Source organism: Bacteroides sp. MSK.20.82, from assembly GCF_019052485.1.
In the GTDB taxonomy this organism is placed as follows: Bacteria; Bacteroidota; Bacteroidia; order Bacteroidales; family Bacteroidaceae; genus Bacteroides; species Bacteroides thetaiotaomicron.
This window is the reverse complement of the sequence record NZ_JAHQUN010000005.1, coordinates 160,496-185,331: the sequence shown is the minus strand read 5'-3', so window position 1 is coordinate 185,331 and position 24,836 is coordinate 160,496. Positions and strand designations below refer to the sequence as shown.

Genomic DNA, 24,836 nt, shown 5'->3' with positions numbered 1-24,836 from the left:
TAGGTGTTAATGAATTGCATAAAGAGAGAATAAAAACTAACGTCTGCAAAAATTATGCAATATTCCGGAGGCTCTCTATTAATTTTAATAAACTTTTATAGAGTGGATTACGCTCCAACAGCGTCGGCACACCTGTCAGCAGCATCTGTTTTCTTGCACGTGTCAAGGCAACGTTCAGTTTCCGGTCAATCAGAATTCCGTCTTCTTCTGTCAGATTGGAAAGGAATTTCAACTGATACGGATAGTTCACACAGAATGAATAAATAATCACATCGCGTTCACTTCCCTGAAAACGTTCTACAGTGTCAATTAATATCTGATTCAGTTCGGGAATGCCGAGAGCTTCTATTTCCTTCTTGACCAAAGCTATCTGACTACGATATGGAGTAATGATCCCCAATGTGCGGGAGGCATCAAATGCTTCCGAGTGTTCTTTATAGACAGTTGCGGCCAGACGGGCAGCAATCTTTGCTTCCGAATGGTTTGTTTTAGCAGAAGAACCCATCGGTTCGGGCTGCGAAGGATAGAAAGACAGCCGGTTGATATTTCCGGAATCTTCCAGTTGATGCGGCAGTCCGACAGGCAGCAGCCGACCTTCATAGAAAGCTTGATTAGCGAACAGAGCCACTTCGGGGTGCATACGTCCCTGACGGCAGAGCATATCGTAAGTACGATGGGCATCGGTATGCTGACGGGCTGTGCGATACAGTCTTTCAAACAGAGAATCTTTCAAATTCTTCAGTCCGACAGCAGACAGGGCTTCATCGTATACTTCCGATTGTTCCGTATTCTGCAAGACGACAGCCGGAAGTTGCTTATGATCGCCTATCAGGATAAATTTGCCAACGCCCTCTTTTCCGTTTTCTCCTTTGGCACAAAGTATACCCAACAACTGAGGTTCCAGTATCTGAGTAGCCTCATCTACAATAGCCACATCGAAATGCTTCAATCGGAAAAGTTCCGGTTTGCCGGAGATAGACGCTACTGTACCGACTAATATACGACAGCGGTTAATACGTTCGCAAACCTCTGTACGACGCATACAGGTAGCAAGTTCATTCTCTATCAAATGATCCCGATAGTTCTCGTCACATGAAAGCTCGCTTCCCACACGAATAAAATCTACTTCCGGACGAATGGAAGAAAGTGCTTTACAGATTTCATCTACGGCACGGTTAGTGTACGAGAGCAATAAAATTTGGGCTCCTTCCTCTTTATAAAAGGTTTCGACCATCTTCTTCAGTGCACAAGACGTTTTACCGGTTCCCGGAGGCCCTACCAGCAGAAAATAGTCCTTTGCTGCTTTCGCTTTCAAAGCAATACGAGTAAAGTCATCGGCAGCTTCGGCTATCTGCTTATCCAATGCCACATCAAATTGCGGCTCCCGTTGAAAGAGCAGCAAATCACGACGCTCTTTTGTAGCAGACATAAAAGCATAAAGTCCCTGGTACATGCTACGGAAAGTAGTATCCATCGCATCGTGCTCAATAGCATAGAGGCTATCAGACGGAAGTACGGAGGAATTCTGCTGGGTAGCACGCAGACGGATGCAGATTTCATTCTCGTTCAGATAGTCGATATTGCCTTTGAATACCATCTTGTTGGTGACGTTATCCGTATCCGCATTCCGTTCGTAAAGCACGATGGCATCGCCCTGACGGAAGTTAGGAAGGGTGTGCTGCGCATCATCCGCCACCGTTCTCTGAAGTTCTCCGGACGGTACCAGCAACAGGTGGGATTTATGTTCGTCGGCTGCGTGATTCTCTTTAATTCTTAAATCATAGATGATCTCCCCCGATTCGCATTTCTCCGCCAAAGTGGAAAGCCATAAAGAAGCGGCTCCCGTACGTCCCTCATAATCCACATCACCGGACTTGGACGTATAAAGTTCCTTCGTTATAAAATTATAGAGTGCATAGAAGTAGCTTTTCTCTAAAGTGGAGAGAGATTTCAACTTCTCATGGAAATTATCGATAGAAGGGCGCAGATACGTCTCCCAAAAACGTCCCGACAATCCCCGCTCGTTTAGTACCGAGGCTTTTATTTCTTCCAGTTTTTGTGCCGTATATTCCAGGCTGTTCCGCAACTGGATGCCATATTCATCCGCTACAATCCGGTTGCGCAGATCGATCACACGGCGGACCATTGCCCATGAAGGACGGGAAGGATAAAGCAACGGATAGCGTGTATAGAGCAGATAAGCCTTTACCTTCCGGTGATCCATCCCCATCGAATATTGCAGAACTGCCTGATAAAGCAGCATCTGCACCTTATTATTCTCTTTCGGTTCCACTTTTCCGCGAATCGCATATTCGTCAGCCTTTCCCGATTTCATTTCGATGAAAGAAGACATATCGCGCTGCATATAGTCGAGCCGCCCTTGCAGGCCGAGCGCTTCACATATATAAGAAGGTTCGAGCACGGCATCCGTCTTGTCCAGTTCGTAGCCGGCGGCATGAAAAGTATCATTCACCGTCTCACGGATATGATCAAAATGGAGTTTGCAGTCATCAAAGAACTGACGTTCCTTCTCCCGATCACGCAGGTCGGCACAAGCAGCCAGTTCAATCGGATAACGCCGGAAAGCTTTCTGCATACATTTCAGATAATCCACCTCCCCTTCCGCATGTATCCACTCATCGAGGAAAAGGTTGGCTATATTTCCTAAAAGCAACGGGCGTGCATTCTCTATCGGCTGAAGACGGGAAAGGAAATAGTTTGCCGGATGATGTCCATAATCACGGTAACATTCTGCCAATGAACTGATATCAAGCAGATAATCCGGTTCAAGGACAATGAACGAAGGGGTCAGAATTCCTGCTTCGTCAACAGCGACATCCAGCAAGTTGAGTTGTGCATGGCGCCAAAGCAACTGACAGGTTTCCGCAAATTCTTCATTGATCTGAGGAATATTGTAACGGACACGCAACGGTTCGTCAGCTATTTCATCCAAAGGAGTCACATACAGATACTGCTCGTCGGAATACTGGAAACAGACGCGCATCCGCTGCACCTGCTTGTGTGCTGGAGGAGCTACGATATAAGTTGCATCCGTCCGGGGAAGCAAACGATACAGTTCCTGTGGAATATCTTCCTCAAAAAGTTTACGGATGAAGAAAGCCAGCGTTTTCGCATCCCGCAGAAGGTGTTCGCGGGTAGGTTCCTGTTGTCGGTTCAGAATGGCATTGGAGGTCAGTCGGAAGGTATGCAGTCTGTTTTGCTCCGCTACAGAAAGCCCCACTTTGGCCGCTACAAAACTAATTCGTGCGGAAAGATCGGTCATCTGCAGACTACCGTTGTGCATATGTAGGCGGCAAAGCCTTTCCAGCAAGTCGCGCATCTGTTTGTAGCCAATAGTCAGCTGCAAATGATCCGCCTTACAAACGGCTAAAAGGATTTCATAAGATTCTCTTCCTTCATTTTCCATACGACAAAAGGGATATGATAAAAATTACGTGTGTGTGTCAAAAGTCAGCCTCAATTGAGTTACTATCGACTTTTGACACACACTTGGGGAAACGAATGATAAATAATTGGCTTATCAGACTTTTGCCACGCCTTCTTCTTCCTCTTCTTCTTCCAACTCAGGAACTTCCTTCTTATCCTTTATCATCAGAATACTCATTTCATAGAGCAGATAAAGCGGAATAGCCACAACACTCAGTGTGAACGGGTCGCCCGTCGGAGTGATGATAGCGGCAGCTATTACGATAATGACAACTGCATGACGGCGATATTTGCGCAGGAAAGACTTATTGACGACTCCCAGCAAAGACAACAACCAAGTCACCAGCGGAAGTTCAAAAGCCAGTCCCATACAGAGAATCAGCATCATAAAGTTATCGATATACGAATTGAGCGACAGAATGTTCTCGACTTCCGAACTCAGCTGATAGGTAGAGAGGAAACGGAGTGTCAGCGGATATACCATAAAGTATCCCATAAGCACCCCGATAAAGAACATACCGGTTCCTATGGTCAAGGCTTTCCTGACTCCTTTCCGCTCATTCGGATAAAGGGCCGGATTGATAAAACGCCAGACCTCAAAGAAAATATAGGGCATAGCCGTCACTACCGACATCCAGAAAGCTGTCGACATATGTATAAAGAAAGGAGCTGCCAAATTGATATTGACAAGCTTCACCTTAAACTCCTGCGTAAAAAATTCATCAGTCAAATCGAATTTCTGACCGATAAAGCGTAGTAAGTCGTAAAATACAAAATCATTATGGCAAGGCGCCAGTATTACATGGTCGAACAAATAAGGCATCGCTACGAAATAGCCGATTGCCAATACAAACCAGACTCCGATAACACGAAAAAGTACCCGACGCAACTCATCCAAATGATCCCAGAAGGTCATTTCTGCCATTGCTTATTATTTCTTAGCTGAATCTGCCGGTGCGTCGATTTCGTCTTTTGCCTTATTGATTTCTTCTTTTGCCTCGTTCACACCATCTTTAAAGCTCTTTACTCCTTTACCTAAGCCACGCATCAGTTCGGGTATCTTCTTACCACCGAAAAGGAGAAGAATAACAAGAGCAATAATGATCCATTCAGAGCCACTAGGCAAAAAGCCTAATAATAATAAGTTTGTCATATGTTTATTAATTATAGAGGTTTATTAGTTGGTGCAAATATAAAGAAAAACGGCAGACTATAAAAGAAAAACAGGAAACTATAAACGGGAAACGGGAAATAATTTAAGTATACCCGTTATCATTTACCGCCCATTTATCCATCGTTAACCTTTATAGTCTTCCATTCACTATTCTACTACATATAATTCTGTTTTTACCGCCTGCGCTTTAGTCCTGATAGTAGACTCGCTTCACACGGTTCGAGATGCTGGTCAGCACTTCGTAAGGGATCGTCCCCAACTTATCCGAAAGTGTGGTTATCGGCAGGTCGTCACCGAAGATGACAGCTTTGTCCCCTTCCCTGCAATCGATATCCGTCACGTCAATCATACAGACATCCATACAGATATTTCCTACATAGGGAGCTTTCTTGCCATTCACCAGACAGTAAGCATTGCCACGTCCCAGATGGCGGTTCAAGCCATCGGCATACCCGATAGGAATTGCCGCAATGCGGGAAGGACGCGTCAGATGTCCCATCCGGCTATAGCCTACCGTATCTTCTCCGGGCACGTCCCGAATCTGAAGAATCGTAGTCTTAAGCGTACTTACATTATTGATAATCGAATTGTCGATTGGGCTTACCCCATAGAGTCCTATCCCCAGACGCACCATATCAAACTGCGCACCGGGAAAACGTTCGATACCGGCTGTATTGCAGATATGACGCAGAATCTTGTGTGAGAAAGCTTCCTGCAATTCCTGCGAACCTTTCTCGAACAGTTCAATCTGCTGACGGGTGAAGAAGTCGAATTGCGCCGAATCACTTCCCACAAAATGAGAAAATACCGATCGGGGAATAACCGCATTCTGACTTTTCAGACGACGGATCAACAACGGAATTTCATCGACGGAAAAACCAAGACGGTGCATACCCGTATCCAGTTTGACATGAATCGGGAAGTTGGTGATTCCTTCTTTCTCGGCCGCCTTAATCAGTGCGTCGAGCAAATGGAAGTTGTACACTTCCGGTTCGAGTTTATAATCGAACATCGTTTTGAACGATGTCAGTTCGGGGTCCATGATGATAATGGAGGAGGTGATGCCTGCTTTACGCAGTTCGGAGCCTTCGTCGGCAACGGCTACAGCAAGGTAATCTACATGATGCTCCTGCAATGTTTTGGCAATCTCGTATGATCCGGCTCCGTAGGCAGCAGCCTTCACCATACAGATCATTTTCGTCTCCGGATGGCGGAGCATGGAGCGATAGTGATTCAGATTGGCAACCATCGCACCCAAGTTCACTTCCAGAATCGTTTCATGCACTTTCAGTTCCAGCTCTTCCGATACCAGATCAAAGTTGAATACGCGGGAACCTTTTATCAGAATGACTTCCGAATGAAGGGTTTTAAAAATGCCCGATCTTAGCAAGGCGTCTGTATCGGGGAAGAAGTATCGTTCCGGCGTACCTTCGAAGCGAGCGGCACACGAAGAAATCTCCGCTCCTACACCGATCAGCTTGTTGATGCCCCGGCTCTTTATCAGTTGTGCTACCCGACGGTAAAGCGTAGCCGTACTCTGCCCTGTCTCCAAAATATCCGATAAGATAAGTGTCCGTTTCAGTCCTTTCTTTTCCGAACGGCGTACCAGGAAATCCAGTGCTATATCCAGAGAAGCCAAGTCCGAATTGTAGCTATCGTTGATGAGTATACAATTATTCTTGCCTTCTTTTACTTCCAGGCGCATGGCGATCGGTTCGAGCCGTGCCATCCGTTCGGTAATCTGATCGGCAGGAGTCATCAGATAAAGACAGGCTGCCAGGCAGTTCAACGCATTTTCGATGGAAGCATCGTCTATAAAAGGAATACAGAAGATATTATCCATATCCAGATAGCGGTAAGCAATCACAGTATGGTCTTCTTTCTTTGTCACCTTGCTGATATAAAGAGGGCGCTCGATATCCTTGCAGCTCCATGCAATCTCACGGGCTGTCAGCATCGACTTTGCCACACAATTACTGATCAGCTCGTTATCTCCATTATAGATCACCACATCGCAATCTTTAAAGAGTGTCAGCTTCTCCATACATTTCTCCTGCAATGAGAAGAAATTCTCCTGATGGGCACCGCCTATATTAGTCAGAATACCGATAGTCGGTTTAATCATGCGCTTCAAGGCCCCCATCTCCCCCATTTCGGAGATACCGGCTTCGAAAATGCCCAATTCGGCTTCTTCATTCAGTTGCCAGACGGACAAGGGAACGCCGATCTGAGAATTATAACTGCGGGGCGAACGGACAATGCAGCGGTCCGGACTCAATAATTGATGCAACCACTCTTTCACAATGGTCTTTCCATTACTGCCCGTGATACCGATTACCGGAATCTTGAAATTCTCCCGATGAGCCTCGGCCAGCTTCTGCAAAGCCTTCAAAGGATTCGCCACGATCAAGAAATTGGAGAAATCGAGAATGGAGAGTCGAGAGTTGGGAGTAGGCTGCGCACCATCCTGCTGCATAGCATTCTCCATTTTCCATTCTCCATTCTCCATTCTCTTAAAGTCTTCTTCCGTAACCACGAAGTTGCGCACTCCCCGATCATATAATTCGGAGATATAGCGTGCACCATTATTACGTTTGGTGGGCAAAGCAAAGAAAAGGGTTTCTTCCGGAAAGCTCAAAGAGCGGCTATCTGTAAGTAGCCAATCAATCGTCGCTTCATGCTCTCCGACACGGCGTGCACCGATATATTCGGCTATGGATTCAATCGTATATGACATAGTTCTGTTTCTTTTTGAAAGTCTAAGTACGGGTATTTTCCGTTAAGTCGTTCGATTTTTAACACTATTTGTCCTAAAAAGCGTTGATACGCTTCCGACTCCGGATGAAAAGGCTTGTGTGACAAGTCTTTAGTAATATCTTCTATGGCAGTGATCACCTGCTTCGTTTCGGCAGAAAAGAAGGCCTCCGAAAAGCGTTCCCACAAATAACGGACAGCCAACGGAGACGGATGGAGCATGTCATCGGCATAATAACGATAATCACGCAGTTCATCCAAAACGATCTCATAAGAAGGAAAGTAGAACACATGATCCGGGAAGAGCTGTTGCAGGCGGTCGATGGCAAGCAATAAGGTCGATTTACTCAACTGGTTGGCATGCATCCCGTCACGTATATGCCGGATAGGGCTGACCGTGAACAAGACCTTCAAGTGAGAATTGCGCGCCACCATACTGGTTATCAACGAAGTATATTCGTTCACAATCTCATCTACCGAAAGAATCCGGCGGTTGAAGCAGCTCTCCGGCAGTTTATGACAATTGGAGACTACCTGCCTTGTTTCTTTCTGTTCATATACATAGGCAGTGCCGAAAGTCAGCATCAGCCAGTCAAGTTCGTGGACCGAACGGTGGGCCTGCGACAAGCGAGTGTTTATCTTTTCAAGTACTTCCTCCGGCGATGACGCAGAGAACAAACCATGATGCATCGGACTATGCCAGCACTCCTTATATAGGAATAAGTCTTTCTCCTGATACACCTTCCCCTTCAATATCTCCACCAAAGCCGTAGAGACCGACAGCGGATTATAGAGAATCCCGAAAGGATTCATGTCAACGCGAAATTTATTTTCTGCCAGCAACCTGCCCATGTTCTCTGCAAAACAAGACCCCATCAAGAGAATCCATTCCGCATGACTGACAGGCGGCAAGCCCGCCGGTAGTTCTACCTTTGTTTGAAAATCCATATATTCTCCTTCTTTCGATTGTTTCTCTCTTGCAAAAGTACGACAAAGATACGATATTCCGCTTTATTTTAATCGCAAATCTATTCAAGGCTTGACAAATGGCTTTTTATGTTGTATATTTGTAGACCGAAAACAGAAAATCAATGAATAACGGATATAAAAGAATAGAAAACATGGATAAAATACAGTATCATATTACAACAAATACAGCTTATTCCTTCTCATTTTACTAAGGAATAAGACGATTGATATAGCCCAAAGGCTGCAAGCTCTATGAAGTTTGCAGCCTTTTTTGTTGCATTAATTCAATCTTTTTCCTACAAAATCTCATTTTAGAGTTTCTAATAAACGGAAGACACGTCTATAATAAACGATCATCAAATTTATTAATAACGATACGAACGTTTCTGCAAGTTCATGTTCTCTTTTTTCATGCAACTTTTATTTCCCTAATAGAGATGTCATTTGATTAGTAATATTAATCCACATTTCACATAATAAAAAGAAAGTTACAGTTCTTCCGGGAACCCGACGGCACATACTTCAATATACCAACGACCGAATGCCATTCCACCCTCGTACTTCGCTTTAACAATAAGAATTTAGGTAAAAAGAAAGGGCTTCCGCTTTCTTTTTCGTATTTTTGCACCAAATTTTCTCGAATCATGAAGAATGAACCGATATATAACTTGCTAAACTCAATCAACAGCCCCGATGATCTGCGCCGTCTGGAAGTAGACCAACTGCCGGAAGTATGCGATGAATTAAGGCAAGACATTATTAAAGAACTCTCCTGCAATCCGGGGCACTTCGCTGCCAGCCTCGGAACAGTGGAACTGACCGTAGCCCTGCACTACGTCTACAATACACCTTATGACCGTATTGTATGGGACGTGGGACATCAGGCGTACGGCCACAAAATCCTCACAGGACGGCGTGAAGCATTCTCCACCAACCGGAAACTGGGAGGTATTCGCCCCTTCCCTTCTCCCGAAGAGAGCGAATACGATACATTTACCTGCGGACACGCTTCCAATTCGATCTCCGCAGCCCTCGGCATGGCTGTCGCCGCCGCCAAGAAGGGAGACGACCAACGTCATGTGATAGCCATCATCGGAGACGGTTCGATGAGCGGAGGACTGGCTTTTGAAGGATTGAACAATTCTTCTACCACCCCGAACAACCTGCTTATTATCCTGAATGATAACGACATGGCTATCGACCGCAGTGTCGGCGGTATGAAACAATACCTGTTCAACCTGACAACCTCGAACCGCTACAACCAACTGCGTTTCAAGGCTTCCCGCCTGTTGTTCAAGCTCGGCATCCTGAACGATGAACGTCGCAAGGCACTGATCCGCTTCGGCAACAGTCTGAAGTCAATGGCCGCCCAGCAACAGAATATATTCGAAGGAATGAACATCCGCTACTTCGGTCCTATCGATGGCCATGACATAAAGAACCTTTCGAGGGTATTGCGTGACATTAAAGACCTCAAAGGTCCCAAAATACTGCATCTCCACACGATCAAAGGAAAAGGCTTCGCCCCTGCCGAGAAACACGCCACCGAATGGCACGCTCCCGGCAAGTTCGATCCCGTCACCGGAGAGCGTTTCGTAGCCAATACGGAAGGAATGCCTCCCCTGTTCCAAGACGTTTTCGGAAATACACTGGTGGAACTGGCGGAAGCCAATCCAAGGATCGTAGGTGTAACTCCCGCCATGCCTTCCGGCTGTTCGATGAACATCCTCATGTCCAAAATGCCCAAGCGGGCTTTCGACGTAGGTATTGCCGAAGGCCACGCCGTCACCTTCTCCGGAGGAATGGCAAAGGATGGCTTGCAGCCTTTCTGCAACATCTATTCATCGTTCATGCAACGGGCTTATGACAATATTATCCATGATGTGGCTATTCAGAATCTTCCCGTAGTTCTCTGTCTCGACCGTGCCGGACTGGTAGGCGAAGACGGTCCGACACATCACGGTGCGTTCGACATGGCTTATCTGCGTCCGATACCTAATCTGACCATCGCCTCCCCTATGAATGAGCATGAGCTGCGACGACTGATGTACACGGCACAACTGCCGGATAAAGGTCCGTTCGTACTCCGCTATCCGCGTGGCCGTGGCGTATTGGTGGACTGGAAATGCCCGCTTGAAGAAATTCCTGTAGGCAAAGGACGGAAATTGAAGGACGGAAAAGATATAGCTGTCATCAGCATAGGACCTATCGGAAATAAAGCAAGGAGTGCCATCGCCCGTGCCGAGTCCGAATCGGGAAGAAGCATCGCCCACTATGATCTGAGATTCCTCAAACCGCTGGACGAAGAACTGCTGCACGAAGTGGGCCGCACATTCCGCCACATCGTCACCATAGAAGACGGAACGATTCAGGGAGGAATGGGAAGTGCCGTACTTGAATTCATGGCCGACCATGAATATACCCCGACAGTCAAACGCATCGGAATTCCGGATAAATTCGTGCAACACGGCACGGTAGCCGAGTTATATCAGCTCTGCGGAATGGATGAAGACAGCCTGACAAAAGAATTGCTGAAGCAATGTGAACTTCTGCCCGACATGAGCAAAATAAAAGAATTAACTAACTGAAGATGAAGATAATTATCGCAGGTGCCGGAAACGTAGGCACCCACCTGGCTAAATTATTGTCCCGGGAAAAACAGGACATTATCCTGATGGACGATGACGAAGAAAAACTAAGTGCCCTCAGCGCCAACTTCGATTTGTTGACTGTCACGGCTTCTCCTTCTTCCATCTCGGGACTGAAAGAGGTAGGCGTGAAAGAAGCGGACTTGTTCATCGCAGTCACCCCCGACGAAAGCAGGAATATGACTGCCTGTATGCTAGCCACCAATCTGGGTGCCAAAAAGACTGTCGCCCGCATCGACAACTACGAATATCTTCTGCCCAAAAACAAGGAATTCTTCCGGAAACTGGGTGTAGACTCATTGATCTATCCGGAAATGCTTGCTGCCAAAGAAATCGTATCTTCCATGCGTATGAGCTGGGTACGTCAATGGTGGGAATTCTGCGGAGGCGCCTTGATACTGATCGGTACCAAGATGCGCGAAAAAGCGGAAATACTGAATATTCCCCTCCATCAACTGGGTGCACCGGACATCCCTTACCACGTGGTAGCCATCAAACGCGGAACGGAAACCATCATTCCGCGCGGAGACGATGTTATCAAACTGCACGATATTGTTTATTTCACCACTACACGCAAATATATTCCTTATATCCGGAAAATAGCCGGCAAGGAGGATTATGCCGATGTACGCAACGTCATGATCATGGGCGGAAGCCGTATCGCCGTCCGTACCGCTCAGTACGTGCCGGATTATATGCAGGTAAAAATTGTAGATAACGACATCAACCGTTGCAACCGGCTGACTGAATTATTGGACGACAAAACCATGATCATCAACGGCGATGGTCGTGATATGGACCTGCTCATCGAAGAAGGTTTAAAGAATACCGAAGCATTTGTCGCCTTGACGGACAATTCGGAAACGAACATCCTCGCCTGTCTCGCCGCCAAACGTATGGGAGTGGAAAAGACGGTGGCGGAAGTAGAGAATATCGACTATATCGGCATGGCGGAAAGTCTTGATATCGGCACGGTCATCAATAAGAAAATGATTGCCGCCAGCCACATTTATCAGATGATGCTGGATGCCGATGTATCCAATGTCAAATGCCTGACGTTTGCCAACGCCGATGTGGCTGAATTTACCGTACCCGCCGGAGCAAAGATTACTAAAAATTTAATCAAGGATCTGGGATTGCCCAAAGGAACAACCATCGGAGGTATGATTCGCAATGGCGAAGGAGTGCTCGTAACCGGAGATACGCTGATTCGTCCCGGAGACCATGTCGTTGTATTCTGCCTGAGTATGATGATCAAGAAGATTGAGAAGTTCTTTAATTAAGTAATAGGTATTAGGTAATAAGTAATAAGTATTAGGTAATAGGTAATAACCGTAGCTGCTTGTACTTGACATTATATCTGATACTTGGCGCATAATACTTAATACTTAATACCTATTACTTATTACTTAATACCTATTACTTAATACCTATTACTTAAAAAATGATTAATTCGAGGATGATATATCGCATCATGGGGTTTCTGTTACTGATAGAAACGGCTATGTTAATGTGTTGCGGTGGTGTTTCACTATTTTACAAGGAAGATGATTTAAACAGTTTTCTGCTTTCATCAGCTATCACGGCCTTTGTAGGTGTGATTATGCTTGCTATTGGAAGAGGGGCCGAAAAGTCACTCAACCGCCGCGATGGATATGTGATTGTCAGTGTAGCCTGGATTGCTTTCTCCTTTTTTGGAATGTTGCCCTATTATATAGGCGGGTATATTCCAAGTGTCACCGATGCCTTCTTCGAGACAATGTCCGGCTTCAGCAGTACCGGTGCCACCATCATGAATAATATAGAATCGATGCCTCACGGAATCCTTTTCTGGCGGGCAATGACTCAGTGGATCGGCGGTCTGGGAATTGTATTCTTTACGATTGCCGTTCTTCCGATTTTCGGTATGGGAGGTATTCAGGTATTTGCCGCCGAAGCCAGCGGGCCGACTCATGACAAAGTACATCCCCGTATTGGTGTTACCGCCAAATGGATCTGGGGCATCTATGCCGGTATGACGGGGACATTGATTATATTACTGGTATTCGGGGGCATGGGACTTTTCGACAGTATCTGCCACGCTTTCACCACGACCAGTACAGGTGGGTTCTCCACCAAGCAGACAAGTATCGAATATTACCACTCGCCTTACATAGACTATGTAATATCTGTTTTCATGTTCCTCTCGGGAGTCAACTTCACGCTATTATTGCTGATGTTCAATGGGAAAATAAAGAAGTTTATCCATGATGCCGAGCTGAAGTTTTATTTTATGTCTGTTGCCTTTTTCACGGTTTTCATAGCAGTCTGGCTTTATCAGACCAGTTCGATGGGAGCAGAAGAAGCATTCCGGAAATCTCTGTTCCAAGTAATCTCCTTACAGACTTCAACCGGTTTTGCCACTGCCGACTATATGCTCTGGCCTTCCATTCTCTGGGGCTGTCTTCTTATCGTAATGATAATGGGTGCTTGCGCAGGCAGTACGACAGGTGGTATCAAATGTATCCGCATGGTTATCCTCTTCAAAGTTGCCAAAAATGAATTTAAACATATTCTGCATCCCAATGCAGTATTGCCCGTACGGGTGAATAAACAGGTGATCTCCCCCTCTATCCAGTCTACCGTACTGGCATTTACATTTTTGTATGCAATCATCGCCATTATCAGCATTCTTGTCATGATGGGCTTCGGAGTGGGATTTCTCGAATCTATCGGAACGGTCATATCAAGTATAGGAAACATGGGACCGGGACTCGGCACGTGTGGCCCTGCCTTCTCGTGGAGTGAATTGCCTGATACAGCCAAATGGTTGCTCTCCTTTTTGATGCTTCTCGGACGTCTGGAGTTGTTTACGGTATTGCTGCTGTTCAGTTCCGATTTCTGGAAAAGAAATTAAATCAAATATCATACATAAAAAAGGTGCCGACTATTAGCCGGCACCACCATACACCAATTCAAACCTTTCTTATCTAAAGAAATATTATATTTTTCTCAGAACAATCTTTCTTACTACTGGCTTGTTGATTTCGTAGATCTTGGAAATCAGAACATCCATCTCTTGTTCACGTGCGTCGCGAATTTCTTTAAACATCATCTTTGAATAAAGATCCCGACGTCCTTTCAACCACATGTTCTTCTCTACATTTTCATCCATCACTTCAATAGCCTTTCTGTCATTAGCAAACAATAAGCCTTTTTGTTGAAAGAAACCAAACTGGCACCACGCATATTCTCTAAATGTTCTTTCAAGTTCCCAACGATACTCATTGAGGTGCATGATAGTTAATGCCTGCTGGTATTGTGGAGTTTTAGATTCTGCAGCTAAATTTATACCCTTTGCCAAATCTGCAGCATCCCAGGTTCCTATTTCCTGATCGTCAATCAACAGTTTATATTGCCCCTTCAAACCGGTAACTTTCAGCAATTCAGTATTCATCTCTTCCATAAAAGGAACTTCTTTTATAACTTCTGCCTGACTCTTCTTAGAACCCCAGCCTCGTGCAATAGTATCCAAAGGATATGGTAACGCCTCTGCCAGATAATCAAAACTAATATCTTTACCTATTTTCTTAATATTTGAGATGGTACAACCTTCTGCCTTCACTGCTTGCTTCTTATTTGCATTGATTTCCATGTTGGCCACATCTTTACCAGCAAAACCTTGTGCTTTCAAGAAAAGATAAGCCATCACCATATGACCGTCATTGTCCGGATGGATACGATCGTTACCACAAAGAGTAAAACTAGGATCTTTTTGTTGAAGTTCCTGATTTATAGCTACCATAGGCGCATTCCAATCTGTAAATTCCCAACCATTTCTTGCAGCAGATTCTCTTTGATATTCTATAATTCTCTTAATAGTCTCATTTTTTTTCTTAAAGACCGTATTATCCTTTATTTGCGCAGTTTCATCATAAGGAGAAGTTCCCGTCATTACGATACGAGTATGTGGCAATTCCTTGAAACGTTTTTCCATCTGCTGGAAGTTCTTGATGCTTTCCTGATACTTCTGCTCACCAAATTCTTTCGCATTATCACCATTATATTCATAATAACCGGAATCATTCATACCGAAAGTCACCATCAATACAGTAGGATTTTTGCTAAAAATGTCACCATCCAAACGTTTATTCATATCATACGCTGTATCACCACCAATACCTCCATTGAATACACGAATAGGCATATTCGGGAAGCGGGTCATGTAATACAACCAGATAAATGAATGGTAACGACCACCATCCGTAATACTATTTCCTAAAAACACAGCTCTGTCACCTTCCTTAAAAGGTTTCACGGTCTGAGCAAACGCAGTAGTATATGCCATGCAAACTGCTGCAACTAATACTAAAAACTTTTTCATGTTATCAATCTATATTTTACAAATACTGTTAATCTACTATGAGGGATAATTTAATAGTATAAACTAAAAATTTTATCACCATCTACTTTCTTTTTATTTTAAATTCTTCATTTTAAAATAAGAAAACTCTGCCGGTACATCCTTATCTCCATAATGTAGTAATCCCGGACGCTGCACTCTATCCCAACGAATCAAGGATTTACCCTTGAAAGGGGTATTCTGCACAGATTGCCATGTTTTTCCATCCAGACTTTTATAAAAGTGGAATATACACCCCTGTTCAACTTCCAATTTCAAATATATCTCTTTACTTGCAAAAGCTGAATCATAAAGTACTGACTCAATATCGTCTTTCACCACTTTCAAAATAAGTTTATCTCCTTCAATTCCCCAAGCAATCAGGTTTTTATCATCGCCATACAAGGTCAATCCTTTCAGTCCTTTGCCTGTGTTCATTACTTTCGTCTCACAGCTATACTGTGGAGATTGAGGACGTAAACATAATGCTGTACCATATTTATTGTTATTCTTTGGAGTACCGGATAAAAATAACTTTCCTTTCTTTAGCACAGCGTGTATATCTGAATAAGGATAATTCCACGTCCAATCAACTTTCAATTGATTCCCCTTAAAATTATCTTCAAAATCCGAAAGAGGCTCTTGCTTTGTACCGACAAAAGGTATAGGCTGTTCAGCTATAGCCAAATTCCCAGTCTTGAAACGCACCCAATGATTATCCGTCATTTCCATTTCTTGCAAAATCGGTTGACGCCCGATAAAGAAACCATCTCCCTTCAAATAAGCGTGACACATATAAAACATACGACCATCAGATGTTCTCACCACAGTACCATGACCACATGATTTATAATCTCCTTCTCCGCCATGAAGAATGGGGTTTCCAAAATATTTTTCATAAGGTCCACCATAATTCCTTGCACGTGCTACATACACATCATAGTCACTAGAAGGACCACAACATCCATGGGCAGCGTATACTATATAATAGTAGTCGCCTTCTTTAAAATGGTACTGTCCTTCCATACCGATTCCCTTTTCATCTACTAAAAGAGTAAAAGGTTCACCATCCAAATGCAAACCATCAGCGGACAGTTTACATCCTAACAATTCTATCGGACGCGTATCCAAACCATAAGCTTTCCAACTGATATACAACTGCCCGTTATCATCATAAATAAATGCATCGATAGCTTCCTTTCCATACTCTACAATCGGACCATGATCGGTAAATTCATGTAAAGGAGAATCAGACGTAGCTACTCCGATATATGATATCCCGGTACTTTTTTGGCGGGCAGTATAATAACAGTAAACTTTATTATTATGATAAAACAATTCTGGTGCCCAAAATGAATTAGAAGTCCAGGACGGTTGCTTGGTAAAAACATGCCCTACCTGTTTCCAGTTTACCAGATCCTTCGAGGTAAACATTGGATAAAAAGGCGCCCATTCCGAAGAGGTACCCGTAGCATAATATGTATCTTCAATCCGAATGACGGAAGGATCGGGTACATCTCCCCGAATAACAGGATTTGTGAAGTAGTTTTGTTCTTGTGCCACCATTTGCAATGCAAAACAAATACCAAACAAAAAGAGTCCTATCTTTTTCATTGCATTTTATTTCTTAAAAGGATCATACACAGCAACTGCTACACGTGAATCTGCACAACCATAATATAAGTACCATTTCTGATTATGGAATACTAAACCTTCTATAAATACTGTTCCCGCGGGATATTGTCCGCTCTTCTCAAAATCTGATTCCGGAATATAGAATGGTTTATCCAATCGGTCAATCAATTTAGTCGGATCTTTAGCATCGAATAATGCTTGCCCGGCACAATAAGAATTAGCAGTATACAATGTATCACCCTCTGCACCTGACTTATTCTTACCATTATAAAGTAATAAAATACCTTTATCAGTCATGATTGCAGGTGGACCACACTCTGTCAAGTCACTATCAAATTTACCTTTACGAGGAGTAATTACTTTCAGAAAGTCTCCTTTTTCATCAAGCATCGGTTCCCAATTAATCAAATCCGTGGAAGTAGCTACGTTCACAAACTTTTCTCCCCAATACATCCAATATTTTCCATCAATTTTAGCAATCACTTGTTTGCCATCTACCAATTTTGTGACAATAGAAGCAGATTTGGAAAATTCATCAAAAAAACGTCCGCCATATGCTTTTGCAAAAGCCGGACCATATTTTTCCCATATCTGAAGATCACGAGAAGTAGCTACGGCAAGACGGGTCTGCTTACGATTCCATTGTGTATAAAGCATTACATAAAGGCCATCATCTGTCACAGCAACTCGCGGATCTTCACATCCCCCTGGCCATTCCAATTCTTTCTGGTTATCATCTGCCGGATAAAATACAGGAACAGTCATCCGGTTAAAATGCAAACCATCATCAGAATAAGCATACCCTAAGCGAGAAGTGCGTGAACCAATTCCTACCGCCGAATTATCTTCTGCCCGGTAAAGCACAACCACTTTACCATCATAAATTGTAGCAGCCGGATTAAAAGTATCACTAGATTCCCATGCTACCGAATCCTGCCTCATTGGGCAATAAAAAACAGTAGTGGTATCAGGAGAGACAATTGGGTTAATACCTTCCGGACGTTGAAAATCCGCCCATGCCCAATCGGGGAATTCGGATGTTTGCTTCTTCTCTCCACAGGAAGTAATCACTGCTGCAACCATCAGTAAATAAGCTATATGTTGAAATTTTCTTTTCATGATTGTTCTTTATAATAATTCATTAATTAAGGAAAAGATGGTGGAACGACCTTTGCTCCCCACTTCATGTCCGGTTTACCCGAAGTACGGTATTCGATAGTAGCTCCGCTGTTGAGCTGGTCCCAGTCTATCCATGTACTTTCATATGATTTTCCGTTTAGTTTCATGGATTTGATATAGATGTCCTTTTCTGAACCTCCCTTTATCACAATATCACCTTTTTTCAAATGTACCTTGACAGATGAAAAGATTGGAGTATTTACCGTAAATCCCCCCACACCCGGGATTTCCGGATAAAGCCCGATACAAGCAAACACATACCAAGCACCCATTGTGCCCAAATCGTCATTTCCCGGGAGACCGTCTATCTTACTTGAATATTGCTCATTCAACACACGATTAATGATTTCCTGTGTTTTGTATGGACGACCAATCCAATTATATATCCAAGGTATGTGGAAACTCGGCTCATTACCGGAAGCAAACCATGCATCGTTATATCCGGCATCCAAGCGCGTAAAGAATTCATCCAACCGTTTCTCGGCTTTTTCCTTACCACCTATTATTTCTACCAGACCGGCAATATCATAAGGCACCATCCAAAAATAATTCTTATAAGTAGATTCACGAAAGTCTTCACCAAGAGATTTCCACGATCCGTCCGGATTACGTGATTGTAGCCAACCTGTGTCCGAATTATACAAATTCTTCCATGAACGGGCAAAATGAAAATAACGCCAACTGGCAAATTCATCTCCCACTGCATGCAATGCAAACTGTCCGATAGCAAAATCTGCTGAGGTATACTCCAATTGAATAGATGCATTATAATAACCCTTATCCAAATATTGCTTCAATCCCGGGCGAGTCTCCACATCTTGCGACTTAGAACCCGGTTCCTCCGCTCCTTTTCTCATAATCTTAAAGATAGGTTTCGGATCATAATTACGAGCTCCGAAAGCATAGGCATTAGCAATCAGAATAGGAGTCGGATCTCCCTGCATTACCCCTGTTTCAATATTAGCCATCACCCAACGAGGAAAAGAGCCACCGGACTGTTCTGCAAACAATTGATGGGAAACAACAATATCGGAAGCTACCTCCGGATCAAGCATGGATAATAATTGAATTTGTGTACGATACGTATCCCAATTACTAAAAGAAGTATAGTGTTTAGAACGTGACTTATGCACTCTGAAATCCGCTCCCATATATTCCCCATTCACATCGCTACAAACATTCGGGTGAATGAAAGAACGATATAAATGTGTATAGAATTGGGTCGTACGATCGGGATTGGTGCCCTCCACTTCAATCATACCCAAATAATGATTCCATTTTGCCTCCGCCTGATTCTGTATCTTTTGGAAATCCCATTCTGCATTTTCGGCTTTCAAATTTTCACGTGCATTTTCTACTGAAACATAAGAAACTCCAATCTTATATTGAATATTCTTCTTTTTGTTTACATCAAAAGTAAAGTATACACCAGAATACTCACCTTCTGCAAAAGTTGTATTTGGCATCAATTCTTCTCTCTTCCATGTACCGGTTTCAAAAGCATCAGTATCAAACTCTGCTACAAAATAGACTTTATACGGAGTACGGAGCCCACAGAAATTTCCTCCTTCTGCATAACCTTCACACTTATTCGGGGCAGTAATAACAATTGCAGCTTGTTCAATAGGAGTTGCAGAAATACCTCCACCAATGATTATTGTACCATACTGTTGATCTGCCGGATATTCATAACTAGCCATCCCCGTTCGCTCGGTCACTGTCAGTTTTGCCTTGATATCCTCTTGCACCATAGCCTCATAATAACCGGCATGTCCTTTTTCTTCAGATACATTTATACGATAGTTGAGGATGTTATCAGGTGACATTTTCAGTTTTCCCTTCACAGGGAAAGTGGGAAAATTTCCCATATGTTCACAACCACCACCACTCAACTGATTGATAACGAATCCCGACCTTTTGGAAAAATAAGATGGAGTAAATTGTACCATCCCATAAGGATAAGTTGCTCCCGGATAAAGATATCCGGAAGTCAGTCCGGTACCTTTTGTTCCAATCAACGTATTGACTTGATGGACATAGTCACCAGCCACAGCTTGTGTTGTAACCATTCCTTCTAAAACAAGAGAGAATAATAAAATAAATAAGAATTTATGTTTCATTCCGGATGTTCTTTTAGTAGAGTCTATTTCGAATAAGAAACAGGAATACCACTAATAGTACCCTGTTTCGCTATTCGGATAAAATCGATCGTATTATTGAACTTTATTCTTTGATTCTTTATTCTTTAGACAAAGAGAAAGGCGCAGCATACTTCGAAGTACATCTTTCTTTATTAGGCTGGCTTCCCATTTCAAATTTCAAGACTCCTCCTTCTGCTATATCATCATAATGGATATAGTTTTTATCTAAAAGTCTGCCATTCAAAGTAGCTGATTGTATATATAAATTTTCTTTACTATTTTCTGGTGCTTCAATCACAAACTTATTGCCATTTTCCATAGTTATGGTAGCCTTCTTAAATAATGGGCTGCCAATCACATATTCATCTGTACCCGGGCAAACAGCATATATACCCAATGAGCTCAGAATATACCATGAAGACATACCGCCTTGGTCTTCATCACCCGGATATCCTTTTTCTGTTGAATTATATAATCTCTCAACAATCTGACGTACCCAATATTGAGTTTTCCACGGCTGACCTGCATAGCAATACAAATAAGGCATGTGTTGAATCGGTTGATTTCCGTGTGCATATTGTCCCATATTAGCCAACTCCATTTCTTTCATTTCATGAATAACTCCACCATAAGTGCCCGGTTTAATTATGTTAGGAATAGTAAATACAGAATCTATTTTAGTAGTAAACTTTTCATCACTTCCAAACAAGTCAATCAAGCCTTGTACATCATGGAACACTGACCATGTATAATGCCATGCATTTCCTTCACAGAAAGGCCCCCCCCATTCCAGTGGATCGAATGGTTCCTGCCATTTACCATCAACACCCTTTCCACGCATAAATCCGATAGACTTATCAAAGACATTTTTATAGTTGTACATCTGACGGGCAAATACTTCTTGGTAATGTTTATTTCCAACCATTTTAGCAAGTTGATATCCGCAGAAATCATCATATGCATATTCCATAGTTTGTGCACTAGAACCCATTGATTCAGGATAAGGAACATATCCTAACTGGAAATATTCTTTCCAGAATCCACGTCCGTTAGCACCACCCCAAGGACCTTTATTCATTGCTTCATGCGCATAAGCCTTCAGTGCTTTTTCAGGATCAAAATCACGAATTCCTTTTGCCCATGCATCTGCCAGCAATGAAATAGAATGATTTCCTAACATTCCTCCTGTTTCACCCGGGGAAGACCATGAAGGCAACCAGCCGCATTGTTCCTGGGCTGCCAAAAGAGCATTCATATAACGTCCCTGCATTGTTGGATGCAAAATATTTGTCAAAGGGAATTGAGAACGGAATGTATCCCAAAATCCATTATCAGTATACATGTAACCATCATAAATTTTACCATTATATGGGCTATAATAATATGGTTCACCATTTTCTTTGCGTTCATAAAATTTGCGAGAGAATAAATTAGCACGGAAAAGACAAGAGTAGAAAGTCTTCATCTGTTCGTCCGTACATCCTTCAACTACAATTCTATTCAATACTTCATTCCAAGTCTTCTGACCGCGTGCTTTCGTTACTTCCAGATTCTTATCTTTACCGAGTTCTTTATTTAAAGTTATCAGAGCCTGCTCTGCACTTATGTATGAGGAAGCTGCTTTAGCCTGAACCTTCGAGCCTTTTTTAAATTTAATAAATGCACCATATCCTTTACCTGCTCCATCTAATTTCTGTGGAAACACTTCATCCTTTTGGTTTTCCCATACGCCGTAATCTTCGAAAGGTTTATCAAATTGAACAACAAAATAATTACGGAATGATTTTGAATCGTTCACAAAACGTTGATTATTTACCCAACCGGAGATTTGTCTCTTAGCCGGATCAATTTTGATTTCACTCATATCCGTATATCCGTCAAGTACCAAATAAGCATCTCCCGTAGTAGGATAGGAAAAACGTAAATGTACACCACGGGTAGTCGGAGCCATTTCAGTAGTAATGCCATTATCGAATGTTACTTTATAATAATGAGGTTTAGCTATCTCATTATCGTGACTAAACTTGGTAGCACGAGCATCTTGATTTACAACCAGCTCCCCTACCATCGGCATGAAAGAATATACAGCATAATCACTCACCCAAGGACTACATTGATGTGATTGGCTAAAAGCACGAATCTTATCAACAGCATACATATACTTAAATCCATCCCCATTTTTACCTGTTTGCGCAGACCACATATGCATACCATAAGGCATACCTGTAGTAGGATAAGTATTACCGTAGCTCAAACCAAAATTAGAATCGGTACCTTGTAGCGTATTCACATACTGTACCAGATCTTTTAGCTGAGCATTCATCACAGTCGAATACAAAAAGAAGATAATTAAATAAACTAGTTTCTTCATGGTTTATTATTGAATATATTAATTAAATAAAGACTTACTATTTATTGACATAAGTAATACCTTTCCAATCATCAGTACGGAAAGGAGACATTGGCAGATCCGCACCGTTATACATATTGCATATCGGATAATCAGCCCATGCATAACGTACTGCAACCGGGAGGGTAACTTCAGATGAGGAAACAACAACTGTATTTCCTTCGATCACAGCATCTGCCCAATGAAATTTATGGTCTACACCAGCAATGGTAAATCCTTTCGGCATTTCGCCATTCGCCGTCTTCAGACCACCATCAATATGATCAAAGAAGATACGAATTTTATTTCCTTCAATCTTATAAGATTTATATATCGGACCGGAATAAGGAATCTTCTCGCCATAAGTCTGCGCCCGGGCCGCTAATGCCAAGCGTCTACCCACTTCTTGCTTGTTCTTCGGATGAATATCAAACTCCTCACCTATATCAATTGCCACAGCCATACCTGTATTTTGCAAATGTAAAGTCCGAGTTTGAGCTTCTCTCAATTCCGCCCAAGTAGATTCAACAGGAGCTGTTTGTTTCGCTGTAAAACTAGCTAACTGCACCATATAGAAAGGGAAATCATATCCCCAGCGATTTCTCCAATCAGTAATCATCAACGGCATTAAATCACGATACTGAAAAGCCTCTCCCGCATTTGATTCTCCCTGATACCAAATGGCTCCTTTGATAGCATAGGGAATCAGTGGATTAAGCATAGCATTAAATAAGAAAGTAGGAGAATTCGGATTCCATGACATATCAACAGGCATTGGTGCAACCTCTCTCATATCTAAAGAAACCTGATATTTCCAATTACCAGCCAACTGGATAGCTTCTGTATCGGAAAGATGAAGTGAAATACTTTCAGGACTTCCATTGATACCACCAGTACCACCAGTATCCATTACACGTACAGCAATCACCGCTTTTCCCTTCTTCACAAGTTCTTTCGGAATCTTATAGCTTCTAGGTGCCATCCATCCTTCTGTATGTCCTATCTGTATACCATTGAAATAAGTAAAATCATTATCATCAATAACACCTAAATTCAAGATCAAATCTTTTCCTGCCCAACCAGCAGGAATATCAATTGTTTTCCTAAACCAAACAAGCCCACTAAATCCTGGTAAATCTTGTTCTTGCATCAAACCTGGAACTTTCATAGATTTCCATGCCGCATCGTTAAAATCAGGAGCTGCCCATATAGCCTCCCCATTAACACACCCCTTGTCAATTCTTTCAACTTCAGCTTTCCAAGTCTCAACATCTTCTTCAAACTTTTTCTTGCGTCCTTCCTGAGATGCAGGCAAACCGACCAATGCTTCGAGTCTTTTCTTCATACTCGGTATAGTGGATAGTGCCTCATTACTGGTCCATGTTTCTATAATTGTTCCTCCCCAAGATGTATCAATCAATCCTATTGGCACATTACGGTATTTATTCAAATCACGTCCAAAGAAGTAACCTGCTGCAGAAAAGTCCGCTACACTCTTTGATGTACACACTTGCCAACCATTCTCTTTTACTGTAATATTCTCAACAGGTGTAGGACTCATCGCATTTTCTACCAATAAGAAACGAATATTAGGATAATTATTTGCCTCTTCTTTCTCCTGTTCATAGTTCTTCACCTTACCCCAACCTTCTACCTGCATTTCCATGTTGGATTGTCCGGAACATATCCAAACTTCACCAATCATTACATTAGAAAGCTTCACCTTTTTACCATCAGAAATTGTAATATTATAAGGGCCACCCGCTACTGGGGTAGCAACTTTCGTACTCCACTTCCCTTGTGCATCAGCCTGAATAGTATATTTTTTCTGATCCCATGAGGTCGTAATTTCTACTTTCTTATTAGGCTTAGACTCGCCCCATATAGGGGCTTGCGTTTGTTGCTGTAACACCATATTATCCGAAAATATCGGAAGCAATTTCACTTGTGCAGAGAGTGTAGCACTCCCTAATAGAAAGAATAGAGAGATTACAAAATTCTTATTCATATTAACTACTTTTTTATAGTATACAATTTTTCAATTTACTTTATGACGAACAAATATACAATAACCACTAAACTAACTTCTTAAAAAAGTAAAAGAGAATAATGTTTTTAT

The 24,836-nt window shown here is 42.8% G+C and carries 14 protein-coding genes; 3 read left to right on the top strand and 11 right to left on the bottom strand.

What is annotated here, in order from left to right:
• Positions 1 to 52: 52 nt before the first annotated feature.
• From KTR07_RS07780 to KTR07_RS07760, 5 genes are all read right to left on the bottom strand, one after another.
• Entirely contained in the window at positions 53 to 3,427 is a 3,375-nt protein-coding gene (locus KTR07_RS07780; protein ID WP_117981319.1) for an ATP-binding protein, read from the bottom strand.
• A gap of 114 nt (positions 3,428 to 3,541) precedes the next feature.
• Positions 3,542 to 4,372 carry a twin-arginine translocase subunit TatC gene (tatC, locus tag KTR07_RS07775; RefSeq protein ID WP_008760986.1) on the bottom strand — a complete coding sequence of 277 codons (831 nt, stop codon included), beginning with the start codon at positions 4,370 to 4,372 and terminating at the stop codon, positions 3,542 to 3,544.
• Positions 4,373 to 4,378: 6 nt separating this feature from the next.
• A complete protein-coding gene (locus KTR07_RS07770; RefSeq protein ID WP_008760985.1) occupies positions 4,379 to 4,600 on the bottom strand; it encodes a twin-arginine translocase TatA/TatE family subunit in 222 nt (73 codons plus the stop codon).
• 208 nt (positions 4,601 to 4,808) lie between these two features.
• Positions 4,809 to 7,358 (bottom strand): bifunctional UDP-N-acetylmuramoyl-tripeptide:D-alanyl-D-alanine ligase/alanine racemase, encoded by a 2,550-nt coding sequence (locus KTR07_RS07765; RefSeq protein WP_008760984.1) that lies wholly within the window; start codon positions 7,356 to 7,358, stop codon positions 4,809 to 4,811.
• Positions 7,334 to 8,323, bottom strand: a complete 990-nt coding sequence (locus KTR07_RS07760) for a GSCFA domain-containing protein (protein ID WP_117981318.1) — start codon at positions 8,321 to 8,323, stop codon at positions 7,334 to 7,336. Before KTR07_RS07760 ends, KTR07_RS07765 begins: the two co-directional genes overlap by 25 nt.
• Positions 8,324 to 8,988: 665 nt before the next feature.
• Here KTR07_RS07760 and dxs point away from each other — a divergent pair.
• The 3 genes from dxs to KTR07_RS07745 all read left to right on the top strand — a co-directional run bounded on the left by dxs (position 8,989) and on the right by KTR07_RS07745 (position 13,888).
• A complete protein-coding gene (gene dxs, locus KTR07_RS07755) occupies positions 8,989 to 10,932 on the top strand; it encodes a 1-deoxy-D-xylulose-5-phosphate synthase (protein WP_008764325.1) in 1,944 nt (647 codons plus the stop codon).
• A 2-nt stretch (positions 10,933 to 10,934) separates the two neighbouring features.
• Complete coding sequence (gene trkA, locus KTR07_RS07750) at positions 10,935 to 12,275, top strand: Trk system potassium transporter TrkA (RefSeq protein WP_008764324.1); 1,341 nt, start codon at positions 10,935 to 10,937, stop codon at positions 12,273 to 12,275.
• A gap of 161 nt (positions 12,276 to 12,436) precedes the next feature.
• Positions 12,437 to 13,888: a TrkH family potassium uptake protein gene (locus tag KTR07_RS07745; protein WP_081030118.1), complete on the top strand. Its 1,452-nt coding sequence runs from the start codon at positions 12,437 to 12,439 to the stop codon at positions 13,886 to 13,888.
• Between the two features lie 84 nt (positions 13,889 to 13,972).
• On the opposite strand, the gene KTR07_RS07740 is transcribed toward KTR07_RS07745, so the two are convergent.
• The 6 genes from KTR07_RS07740 to KTR07_RS07715 form a co-directional block, all read right to left on the bottom strand.
• On the bottom strand, positions 13,973 to 15,355 hold the full coding sequence (locus KTR07_RS07740) for an SGNH/GDSL hydrolase family protein (protein ID WP_008760980.1): 1,383 nt from the start codon (positions 15,353 to 15,355) through the stop codon (positions 13,973 to 13,975).
• A gap of 93 nt (positions 15,356 to 15,448) precedes the next feature.
• Complete coding sequence (locus tag KTR07_RS07735) at positions 15,449 to 16,987, bottom strand: family 43 glycosylhydrolase (protein WP_117981317.1); 1,539 nt, start codon at positions 16,985 to 16,987, stop codon at positions 15,449 to 15,451.
• A gap of 6 nt (positions 16,988 to 16,993) precedes the next feature.
• Positions 16,994 to 18,127, bottom strand: coding sequence for a glycoside hydrolase family 130 protein (locus tag KTR07_RS07730; protein WP_117981316.1), 1,134 nt, complete (start codon positions 18,125 to 18,127; stop codon positions 16,994 to 16,996).
• A 26-nt stretch (positions 18,128 to 18,153) separates the two neighbouring features.
• Entirely contained in the window at positions 18,154 to 20,307 is a 2,154-nt protein-coding gene (locus KTR07_RS07725) for a GH92 family glycosyl hydrolase (RefSeq protein ID WP_022470723.1), read from the bottom strand.
• Positions 20,308 to 20,425: 118 nt separating this feature from the next.
• Positions 20,426 to 22,699: a GH92 family glycosyl hydrolase gene (locus KTR07_RS07720; RefSeq protein ID WP_008764319.1), complete on the bottom strand. Its 2,274-nt coding sequence runs from the start codon at positions 22,697 to 22,699 to the stop codon at positions 20,426 to 20,428.
• Positions 22,700 to 22,736: 37 nt separating this feature from the next.
• Complete coding sequence (locus tag KTR07_RS07715) at positions 22,737 to 24,725, bottom strand: sialate O-acetylesterase (RefSeq protein WP_008760975.1); 1,989 nt, start codon at positions 24,723 to 24,725, stop codon at positions 22,737 to 22,739.
• Between the last annotated feature and the right edge of the window lie 111 nt (positions 24,726 to 24,836).